Source organism: Psychromonas sp. KJ10-10, assembly GCF_047323245.1.
Classification (GTDB): domain Bacteria; phylum Pseudomonadota; class Gammaproteobacteria; order Enterobacterales; family Psychromonadaceae; genus Psychromonas.
Genome location: NZ_CP178826.1, coordinates 1,219,378 through 1,234,489 on the forward strand (window position 1 = coordinate 1,219,378; position 15,112 = coordinate 1,234,489).

Sequence of the window (15,112 nt, forward strand, 5' to 3'; positions counted from 1 at the left end):
ATATTAATGCCCGAAGGCTAAACGCTGGAAGGTATTCAAGCTTTCAAGCATTAACGCCCTAAAGCCTAAATTTTTACCTCATAGGAATTGTATGTCCGAGTTAGTTGTTAAGCAGGATCCCAAATTTATTCATTTACGTGTTCATACAGACTTTTCTATGGTCGATGGACTTACCAAGGTAAAACCTTTGGTTGCTAAAGTCTGTCGCAATGAATATGCCTGCATTGGCGATAACAGATCAGACGAATTTTTGTGGATTAGTGAAGTTTTACGGCGCGACCCATAGTGCAGGCATTAAACCACTAGTTGGTGCTGATTTCTGGGTGAAAAGTGAATTATTAGCAGGTCAGCAATTTCGATTAACAGCCTTAGCAATGGATAATGTTGGCTACAAAAATGTAACCGAACTAATTTCAAAAGCTTATTTACGGGGGCATGTTGGCGGTCGTGCGGTCATTGATCAAGATTGGTTAATTGAGCATAGCGAAGGGGTATTAATATTATCTGGTGCCAAAGAGGGAGATTTAGGTAAATCCTTATTAAAGGGCCATGATAAAGTTGCGCAACAAATCACTCATTTTTACCAAACACATTTTCCGCAACGCTATTACTTAGAGCTAATTCGTACTAATCGTGTTGATGAAGAGGTTTATCTGCATTTAGCACTTGATTGGGCAGTTAAATATCAATTACCTGTTGTGGCAACCAATCAGGTTGTTTTTGCTGAAAAAATTATTTGATGCTCATGATATACGTGTATGTATTAACCAAGGTTATACATTAGGTGATGATCGTCGACCTAAAGACTATAGCCCTGAACAATATTTACGAAGCGAAGAGGAGATGTGTGAATTATTTTCTGATATCCCTGAGGCACTTCAAAATAGTGTTGAAATTGCTAAGCGTTGTAATGTAACCCTAAGACTGGGGGAATATTTTTTACCTGACTTCCCAACTCAAGGTAAACATATTAATGAATTCTTTTGTGATGTCTCCCGTGAAGGATTAGAAGCGCGTTTAGAGTTTCTATTTGATAAAAATAGTCCAGATTTTGCTGAAATTCGTAAGCCCTATGATGAACGACTACAGGTCGAGCTTGACGTTATCAATAATATGGGATTCCCTGGTTATTTCTTGATTGTAATGGAGTTTATCCAGTGGAGTAAAGATAACCGAATTCCCGTTGGCCCGGGTCGAGGAAGTGGTGCCGGATCGCTAGTGGCTTATGCACTTAAGATCACCGATCTAGATCCTCTAGAATTAGAGCTACTTTTTGAGCGATTTCTTAACCCTGAACGTGTTTCCATGCCCGATTTTGATATCGACTTTTGTATGGACAGGCGTGATGAAGTAATTGACCATGTTGCCGAATTATACGGACGTGATGCCGTTTCTCAGATTATTACCTTTGGTACTATGGCGGCCAAAGCTGTTATTCGCGATGTAGGGCGTGTATTAGGGCATCCCTATGGCTTTGTTGATGGTATCTCGAAGTTAGTACCGCCAACACCTGGAATGACCCTAGGTAAGGCATTTGAAGAAGAGCCCCGTTTACAGGAGCGTTATGACGGTAGCGAAGACGTGCGTGATCTTATTGATATGTGCCGAACGTTAGAGGGAACTATTCGAAACGCAGGTAAACATGCGGGTGGCGTGGTAATTTCACCAACCACTATTACCGACTTTGCTCCTTTATACTGTGATGATGAAGGTAATAACCCAGTTACTCAATATGATAAAAATGACGTAGAAACAGCGGGCCTGGTTAAATTCGACTTCTTAGGTTTACGAACACTGACAATTGTCCAGTGGGCGATTGATATGGCTAATGCTCATAACGAAGAAGATGGCAAAGAACTAATTGATATTGAACGTATAAGTTTGACTGAACCGCTTTGTTTTGAGCTTTTAAAACGTTATGAAACTACTTCCGTATTTCAGCTAGAATCACGTGGTATGAAGGATTTGATCCGTCGTCTTCAGCCCGATAGTTTTGAGGATATGATTGCACTGGTGGCATTGTTTCGACCAGGCCCGCTTGGTTCAGGCATGGTAGATAACTTTATCGAGCGTAAACATGGTCGAGAAGCGATTTCTTACCCCGATGAACAATGGCGACGATGAATCACTTAAGGAAATACTAGAACCAACTTACGGCATCATACTGTATCAAGAGCAAGTTATGCAGATTGCCCAAGTATTGTCTGGATATACCCTAGGCGGTGCCGATATGTTACGTCGTGCAATGGGTAAGAAAAAACCAGAAGAAATGGCAAAACAACGTGCGACCTTTGAAGAAGGCGCGGTTAAAAATGGCATTGATGGCGAGTTAGCCATGAAGATTTTTGACTTGGTTGAAAAATTTGCGGGATATGGTTTCAATAAATCGCATTCAGTCGCTTACGCGTTAGTTTCTTATCAAACACTTTGGATGAAAACATTTTATCCATCCTACTTTATGGTCGCCGTAATGTCAGCGGATATGGATAATACCGATAAGGTGGTGATCCTGGTTGCTGAGTGTCAGCGTATGGGCTTAAATCTTTGTCCGCCAGATGTTAACGAGGGGTTGTTCAAATTTAATGTCGATAAAAATCAACGCATTATTTATGGTATTGGTGCTATAAAAGGTGTTGGAGAAGGCCCTGTTGATGCGATTATTGAAGCTCGTTCAGAGGGAGGTAAATTTAAAGATTTATTTGATTTCTGTACGCGAATAGATTTGAAACGCTGTGGTAAACGAATCTTAGAGAAACTTATTTTAGCGGGAGCGCTTGATAATTTAGGTCCTCATCGTGCCGCATTAATGGCTAATTTACCGAGTGCATTAGAAGTCGCTATTCAGCATAAGAAAGCAGAATCATTTGGGCAAACAGACCTATTTGGTGTTTTAGTCACCGATAGTGATGAAATTGATAATAAATTCTCAACCGTTGATAAGTGGCCAGAGAAGCAATGGCTAGCAGGTGAAAAGGAAACCCTAGGTTTATATTTAACTGGCCATCCTATTGACCAATATGAACCTCATGTTCGTGCTTTTCATTGCACTCAAATTGCAGATCTAACCGCGAATCGCCGAGGGCAAAATAGCCGTATTGCGGGTTTAATACTAAATATGCGAATGATGGTCACTAAGGCCGGTAAACGGATGGGGATCATTACTCTTGATGATAAAAGTGCACGTTTAGAAATTACCGTATTTGCAGATCTTCTAGATGAATATGAGGAATTATTAGTCACTGATAATATTATTATTTTACAGGGGCAAGTAAGCGAAGACTTCTTTAATGGTGGTTTGAAGATGAATGCCCGTGAAGTGATGAGCATTGAACAAGCTCGCGAGCGGTTTGCTTCTAAACTACGTTTAAAAGTGAATGCTAATAATATACAGACTGACTTTCAATCTCGATTACAGGTCGCCCTTGAGCCTGAAAGAGGGGGCGTATGTCCTGTGTTTATTGAATATACTAATGCGACTGCTCAAGCAGAACTTTCTTTGGGATTATCTTGGGCTATTACTCCAACAGATGAACTGTTATTTGCCTTATCTAAATTGCTTGGTGAAAAAAATGTGACCTTACATTTTGATCATATTAATGCCTAACGGGTTTCAATAATGAGGTTTAAGTACGTTATGATTATTTGCATAAACAGTTAATAAATAAATGAAAAACAATGACCTATTGATTGCCTTTCAGGCACAACTTATAGAATTAGTGCCAGAACCAGGCAGAGTTGACCATTGCCCTAAGTGGTGGATTAGATTCAATGGTTTTATTGCACTTGTTTTCTCGATTAACACAAAAAAATGTCGTTGCTCATCATATCCATCATGGCTTAAGTCCGAATGCAGATCACTGGCTTAACTTCTGTCAACAACAGAGTGAAGCATTACAAGTTAAATTTCGTTTTAATCGTGTTGTGCTGAATGATAAAAGCCGCAGTAGCCTCGAAGCCTTAGCGCGTGATGCGCGCTATTCTGCGTTACAGGAAAACTTCACCGAGAACAGTTACCTTGTTACTGCACATCACCAAGATGACCAGCTAGAAACTATTTTATTAGCTTTAAAGCGTGGTGCCGGTTTAACCGGATTACAGGGGATTGTTGGCAAACAAAATTTAAATAAAGGGTATTTGATCCGTCCGTTACTTGATTTTAGCCGTGAACAGCTTGAGCAATATGCCTCGTTACATCAATTGGATTGGATTGAAGACGAAAGTAATCTTGATCAACGTTTTGATCGTAACTTTATTCGCCATAGTATCACGCCACTTTTAAAAGCGCGTTGGCCTTCAATCGGAAAAACAGTGTCTCGTAGCGCATTGCATTGCCAAACTCAACAGGCAATAGTTGATGAACTGATTGAACAGGATTTCACCCAGTGTGCTTTAGCAACGTTAGTTTTAAGTATCACTGCTCTACAATCCTTGAGTAAAGCGCGAAGAGACAATGTGTTACGACTTTGGTTTAAAAAGTCAGGGCTTACTTACCCATCCACAAAACAGTTATCATCGATATGGCAAGATATTGCCTTAGCGCAAGCAGATGCGACGCCGAAGCTTAAACTACAATCTAGAATACTTTATCGGTACCGAGAGAAGCTTTACCTTATTGAAGATAAAAAGCTATTAGCCGACAATAAAATCATTGTCTGGAAGGGCGAACAGATATTGCCTTTATGTGCAGGGAAGATGCGATTAAAAATTGAAACTTCAGCTTCATTCGTAATAGAAAAGCATCATGTTGAAGTGTGTTTTAGAAGTCAGTTGTCAGATGCAATTAAATGCCAACCGATTGGCAGAAACAAAACGAGAAGTGTGAAAAAATTATTGCATGAGTATGAGGTGCCACCTTGGCGCTGAGATTTCATTCCTTTTGTTTTTGTTGACTCTATTCTTGTTGAAGCGGTGGGCGTCTGGCGATGCGAATCTAATTATTTAGACTCGCTTCGCATTAGCATTCTTTAAACGTTATTTATGCTTTTTATTGCGGTATAGTTTTTTATCTGCAATCGCAAATAATGAATTAACGTCTTCTCCCATTTGCCAATGTGCGTAGCCGACACTGACAGAGAAATTAAGCTCAGTCAAAAAATTGGTATTGCTAATTTCTACTGCTAAGCGCTCATTAATGCTATCAACTGAATGTTGGTCGCCTGGCTGTAAAATCAGGGTAAACTCATCTCCACCTAAGCGAAAAGCCATATCAGAAGTGCGTATTATCTTGGTTAGAATTGCTCGCAAAGTGTTGTAATACTTTATCACCAACAAGGTGGCCAAAATTATCATTAATTGGTTTAAAGTTATTAATATCAAAGACCATTAAAGATAAAGATTGATGGCCTCGACTGCTCTGCTCAATAGCACGTTGTAAGCTTTCGTCATAATAGGCACGGTTACCAATATTGGTTAAGTGATCTTTAAAGGCTTGTGCACTGAGCTCAGAAAATTTTAGTGAATGACGTAAACAAGGTACCAATAATTGGTGTAATTCAATAAATAACTTATTCTCTTCTACTGACACCGGAACTTCACTTTGATAGGTAATAGCTCCAATTCTTGGTGACTTGGATGAAAGAGGTAAATTAAAGGTACTACTAAATTGATACTTCTTCACATTATCTAAACTAAAGAATCCATTAGCGGATTGAAAGCGGACATTAAAAGGGCGGATCAATTTTGCCACTATATCGGCAAAATTTGTCAGTAGCTCTTTCAGATCTAAACTTTCCTGTAATATTTCTAGACAGTTAAAACGGTCTTCTATAGTAAGAATTGGATCATTATGTATAAGCGTAAAAACCTTTTCACCTGTAGGATGGCTTGCTAACACTGAGTGTGTATTTGCTTTCATAATATTTTCCTCCATATCACGTCCTATTACAGATATTCATTATAATTAAAGTACTCTTTGTATGGTTATTTAAAAGCACTTTTCGTGCCAAGATGAAGTTATATGCGATTTTTCTGGGATTTTGACTTTAAGAAATGCAGGAATAAAGTTAACTTATACTATGTAAGCTATTGATTTATTTGTGATGTTGTATTTTTATGAAATGTTTTGAGTCTATCATTAAATAGCTACTATCTATTATTAAGATAATAATAGGGTAACGGTTTTTTGGCATTTAATTATTTACCTCAGTTCTGGATAATGGAAGTGAAATAAAACAAAGTATCAAGCACTTAAAAAATATCATACAGTGCTGTATCGTTTAGCTTATCCAGAATTGAGACAATTTTACCTAACAAATGAAATATGCTTCTTTATAAAAATACATAAAACTTAAAAGGAAGTGATGGAAATTATTAGTGTTTTTACGCATTATTATTACTCTACTTCTTTTTCTAATAAATGGGTCGTTATGTCTGAAAACTTATCCGAAAAATTATTTTCTCAGAAAGTAAATGTGCAAGAGACTTCAACAATTATTGCCAATTCAAATTCGAAAAAAATGTCAGACTTGGTGATATCATTATGGATGGTGAATCAAAAGATGGTTGGTACCGCCTTTTAAAATTTATGCTCTGGGCCTGGCAAGGCCTTGACTTGATTGATTGCTATGACGTGCTTTCTCATATTAGTGTGTCAAAAAATCCACGCAGTGACGAAAGCCTTATTGATAGCGTAATTGGTTTTCGCTCAGGGAATTGGAGCTATGAGTGGACTAAAAAAGGCATGAGTTATCAAAAACAGGGTAATGAGCATGTTAAAGAAGGTAATTCAGAATTAGCAAAAAAGGCCTTTTATAACGCATCACAGTTTTACAGTATTGCTAGTTATCCGCATTTAAAAACCGATGAATTAAGTATACAGGCGCAATTATTAGCCTTTAATAGCTATCGTGAATCCTTTAATCATAATAAACAGGCCGTTCTGAAAGAAATTAAAGTTCCTTTTAATGGTAAAGAAGTTACCTGTTTCCTCCATTTACCAGATACTGAAACTATTCACCCTGTTGCTATCGTCAGTGGTGGAATGGATACTTTACAGTGTGAGTTGTTGCCACTATTTGAAAAGGATCTTGCACCTGCAGGTATTGCGATGTTAACCGTAGACTTGCCTGGAATTGGCTATTCTTCGCAGATTAAATTGGAACAGGATTCGTCGAACTTACACCAAGCGATTATTCACCATTTAAAGGATGTGCCATGGGTAGATCATGATCGTATCGCTTTAATGGGCATACGTTTTGGTGGAAATATCGCAACACGTTTGGCATTCCTAGAGCCAACCTCTGTTAAATCGGTAGTTGCAGTGGGGGCCGCTGTTGGCTCAATTTTTGACAAGTTGGAGAATTTTGAAAAAATACCGCCAGTGTTATTAGATTGCATTGCTTCTCGTATGCAACTGAACAACTCTAATGTAAGTCATATCTATCAATACTGTGCACCTTTTTCATTGATTAAACAGGGATTGTTATATCGTAGGCGAATTGACACACCATTACTGAGTATTGGTCATAAAAGTGATATCCTTTGTAATGAAACAGATTTAAAGCTTATTGCCCGTGCTAGTTATGAGGGCGAGGTACGTATTATTGATAAAGCTCCCATTTTTGAATCATTTTTGAACGCTTTAAGTTATTCTGCGCAATGGTTGACAAGACATATCGGCGAGTGAATGATAGATTAGCGGTTAATTGCCTCATTTAGGAAATACATAATTATGACATCAGAGTTACTGTTAACCCCATCTCGAGGGCGCCTATTTAAAGTATTCACAGATTTAGGGCCTTATTTTAGAAAATTACAGTCAACTGAAAATTCATTCTTTTTTGACTGTTTAGATATTTGTGTGAATGATGCAAAAGAACCTGAAGAACGTGAGTTTTATGGTTGGTGGTTAATTGTTAGCCGCGATGAAAATGGTTTTGACTATGAGCGTTATGATGGTATTTATAATTTAGATGGAGATTGGGTGGTAACAAAAATATCCCATGAAAACCAACAAACCTTAGACGCTTCTTTTGATCTTTTTATCGAACGATTAAAAGCATTGATTGAGGTTGAAACGGGCTTTTGTTTGGTGCCATTAGAAACGGCGCTAACAGAGGCTTAAATCTAATAACTAAAAATGATATACTTTTAAACAGTAACGATATTGTCGTTGCTGTTTTTTTTGGCCTATGTTTTTTTGATCCTTAATGAATGATTGATATGAAAGCAAATATAATAAAAAGAAAAACCATTGTTGTAAAATTAGGCACCAGTGTTTTAACCAGTGGCACTGCAAAGTTAGATCGTGAACATATGGTTGAAATTGTTCGCCAATGTTCCGTGTTACATAAGAAGGGTCATAACATCGTTGTAGTGACTTCTGGGGCGATTGTCGCTGGAAAAGAACATTTAAATATGCCTGATATTCTGCCTACTATTGCTAATAAGCAAATGCTAGCCGCGGTTGGTCAGGGGCAGTTAGTTCGCGAATGGGAAAATCTTTTCAAAATATATGGCTTGCATGTTGGTCAAATGCTACTTACCCGTGCAGACTTTGGTGATAAATTACGTTTTATCAATGCACGTGATACCTTACAGACTTTATTACATCATCGTATTATTCCTTTGATTAATGAAAATGACGCAGTTGCAACCTCTGAAATCAAAGTAGGAGATAATGATAACCTTGTCGCCCTTGTAGGTTTGTTAGCCGATGCGGATCAGCTACTATTATTAACCGATCAGGCAGGATTATTTACCGCTGATCCCCGTACTAATCCTGATGCTAAGTTAATCACTGAAATTACTGAAATCACCGATGAAATACATGCGCTTGCTGGTGGAAGTGTCAGTGGCTTAGGTACCGGAGGTATGGCAACAAAGATTGAGTCTGCGACTGTTGCACATCGTGCAGGCATTGAAGTTGTAATTGCTTCAGGGCATAAAAAGGACGTCATCATCGATGCGACTCAAAATAAATCAGTTGGCACCTGTTTTGTTTCTAAGAATGATAGATTAGAGGTGCGTAAAAATTGGATTTTTGCAGGCTCTAAAGCCGTTGGAAAGATCATCGTTGATGAAGGTGCGGAACTGGCAATTAAGCAAAAAGGAGCCAGTTTACTTGCCACAGGCGTATTAAGCACTAAAGGAGGCTTCTTACGTGGTTATGTAGTTGCTGTTTATAATAAAGCGGGTAATGAACTAGCGCGTGGTATCGTGCGTTATAAAAGTGCAGATATTGAAAAAATAAAAGGCCTACATTCACAGGAAATTGAAAGTATTTTAGGTTATGAGCATGGCACGGTGGTGATACATCGTGATGATCTCAGTATTGCTTTGAATTAATTAAAAATTGAGAGAGATAATGAATTTATTAGAAATTGGAAAATTAGCACAACAAGCAAGTTACGAATTAGCTATTGCAGATAGCAGTAAAAAAATGCATCGCTTGAAGCGATTGCTGTTGCATTGGAAGCTAATGAACAAGTGATTGTTGAAGCAAATAAAAAAGATATTGAAGCGGGTAAAAAAGCGGGCCTAACAGAGGCATTACTGGATCGTTTGTTATTAGATGAAACGCGTCTAGCGGGTATTATTGCAGACCTTAGAAGTGTAATTAATCTAAGCGACCCGGTTGGCGAAGAATTTGACAGTAAATTATTAGAAAATGGTTTAAAACTCAGTAAACGTCGTGTCCCAGTAGGCGTTATTGGTGTCATTTATGAAGCACGCCCAAATGTGACTATTGATATTGCCGCGCTTTGTTTAAAAACGGGTAACGCAAGTATTTTACGTGGTGGTAAAGAAACCATTAACTCTAACCTTATCTTGGTTAAAGTGATTCAAGACGCATTGGTTGCTTCAGGTTTACCTAAAACAGCAGTGCAATATATTGAAAATACTGATCGTGCTTTAGTTGGCGAATTGTTAAAAATGGATCAGTACGTTGATATGATTATTCCACGTGGTAACTCAGGTTTACAACAGTTCTGTAAAGAGAACAGTAATATCCCTGTTATTATCGGTGGCATCGGTATCTGTCATCTGTTCGCTGAAAAATCAACGGATATGGAAAAAGCTTTAGCGATAGTTGAAAATGCTAAAGTACAACGTCCGTCGGTTTGTAATGCTTTAGACACGTTATTAGTACAGCAGGATATTGCGACTGAATTTTTACCAAAGCTAGCTGATAAATTACTGCCTTTAGGTGTGACATTAGTTGCAGAGCCAAAAGCGAAGGCCATTTTAGGCGATAACGCAAGAGATGCTGAGGAGGGTGATTTTTCTCGTGAGTGGTTATCACTTCACCTTGGGGTTAAAGTTGTCACTGATCTCAATGAAGCATTAATTCATATTCGTGAGCACAGCTCACAACATTCAGACGGTATTTTGACTAATGATTTTACTGTTGCAAACCAGTTTGTAAACGCAGTTAACTCATCCGCTGTGTATGTGAATGCAAGCACACGTTTTACTGATGGTAGCCAGTTTGGTTTGGGTGCTGAAGTGGCTGTTTCTACGCAGAAATTGCACGCACGTGGTCCAATGGGGTTACAAGAGTTAACCACTTATAAGTGGATTGGTGTCGGTGAATATTTAACACGCAAATAATCGCTGTCATTAGTAAGTAGTTAGTGATTAGCGGTTAGTCATAAGTTTGATATGACCCCAATAAAGTAGTAGACATGGGGTCATAGTTTTTCGAGGCTAGAAGCTCGTTACTCGAAGCTTTATTACCTTTAGTCGCGAGTCGCGAGCATTGAGCCTCGAAGTCATTAGTTGTCAGTTATTAGTAATTGACTTCACTAATAACTGACAACTAAGAGCTAACAACTTATTTATAATAAAACCCCATTCGTAGAAATATGAATGGGGTTTTTAGTGTTTTGACTTTACTGATAGCTAATAGCTGAAAGCTAGTGACTCGTCTTTCCTTCAAACTGCTTCGCCATAAAGGTGTAATATAATACCGGAATAACAACTAGTGTTAATATGGTTGAAATTAACAAACCAAAAATCAAACTGATTGCTAACCCACCAAAAATCGGATCATCGAGAATAAATAATGCCCCAATCATAGCGGCTAACCCTGTTAGAATAATAGGTTTAGCACGAACCGCGCCGGAGTGAATAACCGCTTCTTTAAAAGGCTTACCGTTGGCTGTTTCATGGTTGATAAAATCCACTAAAAGAATGGAATTACGTACAATAATACCAGCTAGCGCGATCATGCCAATCATAGAGGTGGCAGTAAATTGTTGTCCAAACAATGCGTGGCCAGGTAAAACACCAATTACGGTTAAAGGAATAGGGGCCATAATGATCAGTGGTACAATGTAAGATCGGAATTGGGCCACAACCAATAAATAAATCAGTATCATGCCTACCGCGTAAGCAATGCCCATATCTCGGAAGGTTTCATAGGTAATTTTCCATTCACCATCCCACAGTATAGCAGTTTCATGTGTGCCACTAGGCTGAGTGGTAAAGTATTGTTGGATATTTAAAGATTGATCCTTAATGGTATTATAAATATCAAACATCCCATAAAGTGGGCTATCTAATGGGCCTGCCATATCCGCGGTTACCATGATCATTGGGATCATGTTTTTGTGCATAATAGGTTTATCGACTGTTGTTTTTTCAATCGTTAGCATTTCAGATAGCGCAATTAGTTGACCACTTTGGCTTTCGAGTTTTAATGTTAACAATTGTTCTAAGTTTACTTTTTCACCCTCTTCGAGTTGCAAACGAATAGCAATTGGATATTTCTGATTATCATTATGCAACATACTAATATCCTTACCACCAATAGAGGTTGATACGGCATCAACAATATTGGCATAAGGCACAAGCAAGCGCGCGACTTTTGCACGGTTGATATTAACTTGCCATTTTTCCTGTGTGTCTGGATACATAATATCAATATCAACCACATCGGTACTTTGTTGAAATAAAGACTCAATTTTATTGGCCGTTATTTCTCTAATTTCCTGATTTGGGCCGTAGACTTCTGCAACAATAGGTGACCAAACAGGTGGCCCTGGTGGTACTTCGACAACTTTAACGTTTGCTTGATATGGTTTTGCAATCTCTTGTAAGGCTTCTCTGACACTCAAGGCTATTTGATGACTATTACGGTCACGTAAATGTTTATCCACAAGGTTAACTTGAATATCACCAAGCTCTTCTGTGCTACGTTGATCATAGTGACGAATAAGACCATTAAAATTAATCGGGGTCGCTGTGCCTGCATAAATTTGCTGATTTTTAATTTCAGGGATGGTAGCGATCACATCACTTAATTCAACTAATAAACGTTGTGTTTTCTCAATGGGGCTACCCTCTGGTAAATCCACTGTCACTTGAAATTCTGATTTATTGTCGAAGGGTAGCATTTTCATAACAACAAGCTGTTTAAAAGGTAATAAAATTGAAAGGGCAATTAAAATTATCACGCCGAAAAAAGTAACCAACGCGCCTTTTTTGCATGCCCGCCCTGAATAAAAGAGCCTACTAAAGCATTAAAGAGCTTAATCATGCGCTCATTTTTGTCGGGCGATTCACTGTGTATTGCTTCTTCTTTATGGTGTTTTAATAATTTACCACTTAACCAAGGTGAAAGAATAAAAGCAACGGCTAAAGAAATAAGCATTCCCATGCTTGCATTGATCGGAATTGGGCTCATATAAGGACCCATTAACCCTGTCACAAAGGCCATAGGAAGTAGCGCCGCAATGACGGTGAATGTTGCTAGAATTGTCGGGCCACCAACTTCATCAACGGCAATAGGAATAATTTCAGTTAGTTTTTTACTACTTAATTGCATGTGTCGGTGAATATTTTCAACGATCACAATAGCATCATCAACTAAGATACCAATCGAAAAAATCAGTGCAAATAACGAGACGCGGTTTAGCGTAAAGCCATAGGCCCAGGAAGCAAACAGAGTGATGGTTAGTGTAATTGTGATTGCAATCCCTACCACGATCGCTTCACGCCAGCCCATGGTTAGTAGCACTAAAACAATCACCGCGCTGGTGGCAAAGATTAATTTACCGATTAAAGTATCAGATTTATCCTTCGCCGTTGCACCATAATCTCGTGAAATTGTGGTTTCGATGTTATCGGGAATAAGTACGTTACGTAGTGCCGATAAACGTTGCTCAACTGCCTGGGTCACATCAACTGCATTTTTGCCCGGTTGTTTGGCGATAGCAATGGTTACTGCTGGGTATAATTTTCCATCTTGTCCATGTATGACATTTTGATTAGGAATATCGGACGCTAATGTTATTTCAGCCACATCCTGTAAATAAACTGGTGAGCCATTTTTTACTGCAATAATTAACTTTTTTACTTCACTGATATTTTGTAAAAACTGTCCTGTTTGTATACTAATTTGACTGTCGTTTTGCACTAGAGAAACGCTGTTAGAACGCATATTATTGCTTGCTAAAACTTGGTTGATAGCATCATAACTGACATTAAAATTATTCATTTTTGCAGGTGATATACGAATATTGAGTGTCAGTAAATGCCCACCAATAGTATAAATATCTCTGGTGCCCTCTATATGTTTCAACTCACTTTCTAGGCCATGTGCTATGTGTGTTAATTGTTGTGGAGTAACATTATAGTCCTTTGACCAAAGTGTCACGGCAGAGATCGGCACATCATCAATAGCGCGTGGTTTAATGAGCGGTTGGCCAATACCCGCATTTTTTGGCAACTTATCCATGTTGCTGTAAATCTGATTATAAAGGTTAACAATTGCATCATTGCGTTGTTTGCCTACTTCAAAGACAACAATGATCATGGCGCCATCTGGTTGTGAAAAAGAATAAGTCATATCAATCCCTTTGATTTCAGAGATCACTTGCTCAAGTGGGATAGTGACTAAGTTTTCAACTTCCTTAGGTGTCGCTCCTGGAAAAGATACAAATACATCAGCAAAGGTAACATCTATCTGTGGCTCTTCTTCCTTGGGAGTCACAATAATAGCAAAGAAGCCTAATAACAGACCTATGATGGCAAGTAAGGGGGTAATTGCTGATTGCTGAAAGGTGCTAGCAATGCGACCGGATACATTGAGGTGTTTACTCATTGCTTCGTCCCCAGGCTTTGTAATTTAGCATAGGCATCAAGAATAATATTGTCTCCGTCTTGTAAACCTGCGAGCACTTCAGTAAAGCCTTCGCTTTTATTACCTAAACGAATTTGTGTTAACACAACGTTATCTTGAACTTGACGGTAAACCGCAGTGAGTTCGTTATTGATTAAAATGGCACTATTTGGAATTAATATTTTTTCTCGAGTGCCTGTCACAAATTGGGTTTTTACCCACATACCAGGTAATAATTGTAAATTATTTTCAGGTAATTCAATACGCACTTTAAAAGCATGAGATTGTTGATCTGCATAATTAAAAAGGGTGATTTTATCGGAAAATAATTGGCTACCATTAGTTAATGTGATGATGAAGCTAGGGTCTTTATGTAGCGCTTCAATATAACGTTGAGGAATTTCTGTTACGGCGCGTAATTTGTCTAATGACATACCTGAAAACAGCGGTTGGCCAAGATTAACGCTTTCTCCGACTTCCACGTGACGTTCGGTCACCACACCAGAGAATGGCGCTCTGACAATAGTATAATTAAGCGACTCTTTTGCTTGAATTAAATTTGCTTCAGCCGCTTTGATTTGTTGTTGACTTGTTTTAACACTAGTTTCAGCGAGCATCAAGTTGTCCTTGAGAAATTGCACCTTTAGGAAACAATTGTTTATAACGTGTATAAGTAAGATTAACCTCATTATAATTTGCTTTCGCGCGTAATAATTCTGCTTCACTTGCTTCGCTAGTTGCGCACCTTGTTCTTTATTGGTGATCTCTAAAAGCACCTCACCTTGATTGACATAATCATTAGTATCAAAATTGATTTTTATAATTCGTCCGTTAGTTTGCGAAGAAAGGGTTGCTTTATTGATTGCCTCTAAGGTGGCATCTAGGGTTAAAAGTCGCTGTTTATTTTCTTTCTTAACCTCGAAAAGCGTATCAGCAATAAGTTGATTGCTAAAAAAAGTAGAAACTAATAGGCTAAAAACTAATATGTTAAAAACAACGTAGCTAAAGCGTCGATGAAGTTGATGGGACATTGTAAACTCCTAACAA

The 15,112-nt window shown here is 38.3% G+C and carries 7 protein-coding genes and 3 pseudogenes; 6 read left to right on the top strand and 4 right to left on the bottom strand.

The features are described from left to right. Positions 1 to 91 precede the first annotated feature (91 nt). A pseudogene (dnaE, locus tag ACLKMH_RS07050) lies at positions 92 to 3,604 on the top strand (DNA polymerase III subunit alpha). A 131-nt stretch (positions 3,605 to 3,735) separates the two neighbouring features. Then, entirely contained in the window at positions 3,736 to 4,863 is a 1,128-nt protein-coding gene (tilS, locus tag ACLKMH_RS07055) for a tRNA lysidine(34) synthetase TilS (RefSeq protein WP_413701412.1), read from the top strand. A 108-nt stretch (positions 4,864 to 4,971) separates the two neighbouring features. Here tilS and ACLKMH_RS07060 read toward each other — a convergent pair whose 3' ends face one another. Next, complete coding sequence (locus ACLKMH_RS07060; RefSeq protein ID WP_413701413.1) at positions 4,972 to 5,205, bottom strand: GGDEF domain-containing protein; 234 nt, start codon at positions 5,203 to 5,205, stop codon at positions 4,972 to 4,974. Between the two features lies 1 nt (position 5,206). Further along, positions 5,207 to 5,854: a GGDEF domain-containing protein gene (locus ACLKMH_RS07065; protein ID WP_413701414.1), complete on the bottom strand. Its 648-nt coding sequence runs from the start codon at positions 5,852 to 5,854 to the stop codon at positions 5,207 to 5,209. A 624-nt stretch (positions 5,855 to 6,478) separates the two neighbouring features. Here ACLKMH_RS07065 and frsA point away from each other — a divergent pair. From frsA to ACLKMH_RS07085, 4 genes and pseudogenes are all read left to right on the top strand, one after another. Continuing rightward, complete coding sequence (gene frsA, locus ACLKMH_RS07070) at positions 6,479 to 7,624, top strand: esterase FrsA (protein WP_413701415.1); 1,146 nt, start codon at positions 6,479 to 6,481, stop codon at positions 7,622 to 7,624. 45 nt (positions 7,625 to 7,669) lie between these two features. After that, complete coding sequence (gene crl, locus ACLKMH_RS07075; protein WP_413701416.1) at positions 7,670 to 8,062, top strand: sigma factor-binding protein Crl; 393 nt, start codon at positions 7,670 to 7,672, stop codon at positions 8,060 to 8,062. 98 nt (positions 8,063 to 8,160) lie between these two features. Next, positions 8,161 to 9,285 (top strand): glutamate 5-kinase, encoded by a 1,125-nt coding sequence (proB, locus tag ACLKMH_RS07080; protein ID WP_413701417.1) that lies wholly within the window; start codon positions 8,161 to 8,163, stop codon positions 9,283 to 9,285. A gap of 19 nt (positions 9,286 to 9,304) precedes the next feature. Next, positions 9,305 to 10,551, top strand: a pseudogene (locus ACLKMH_RS07085) (glutamate-5-semialdehyde dehydrogenase). A 305-nt stretch (positions 10,552 to 10,856) separates the two neighbouring features. On the opposite strand, the pseudogene ACLKMH_RS07090 reads toward ACLKMH_RS07085, so the two are convergent. Together ACLKMH_RS07090 and ACLKMH_RS07095 are read right to left on the bottom strand one after the other, a co-directional pair. Beyond that, positions 10,857 to 14,047 (bottom strand): annotated as a pseudogene (locus ACLKMH_RS07090) (efflux RND transporter permease subunit). Further along, a complete protein-coding gene (locus ACLKMH_RS07095) occupies positions 14,044 to 15,096 on the bottom strand; it encodes an efflux RND transporter periplasmic adaptor subunit (protein WP_413701418.1) in 1,053 nt (350 codons plus the stop codon). Before ACLKMH_RS07095 ends, ACLKMH_RS07090 begins: the two are co-directional and overlap by 4 nt. Positions 15,097 to 15,112: the final 16 nt, after the last annotated feature.

What these genes read in the sequence shown, in the direction of transcription:
- ACLKMH_RS07060 (WP_413701413.1), bottom strand. Translation starts at nt 5,205, where the DNA reads ATGGCTTTTCGCTTAGGTGGAGATGAGTTTACCCTGATTTTACAGCCA.
- ACLKMH_RS07065 (WP_413701414.1), bottom strand. Translation starts at nt 5,854, where the DNA reads ATGAAAGCAAATACACACTCAGTGTTAGCAAGCCATCCTACAGGTGAA.
- frsA (WP_413701415.1), top strand. Translation starts at nt 6,479, where the DNA reads ATGGATGGTGAATCAAAAGATGGTTGGTACCGCCTTTTAAAATTTATG.
- crl (WP_413701416.1), top strand. Translation starts at nt 7,670, where the DNA reads ATGACATCAGAGTTACTGTTAACCCCATCTCGAGGGCGCCTATTTAAA.
- proB (WP_413701417.1), top strand. Translation starts at nt 8,161, where the DNA reads ATGAAAGCAAATATAATAAAAAGAAAAACCATTGTTGTAAAATTAGGC.
- ACLKMH_RS07095 (WP_413701418.1), bottom strand. Translation starts at nt 15,096, where the DNA reads ATGTCCCATCAACTTCATCGACGCTTTAGCTACGTTGTTTTTAACATA.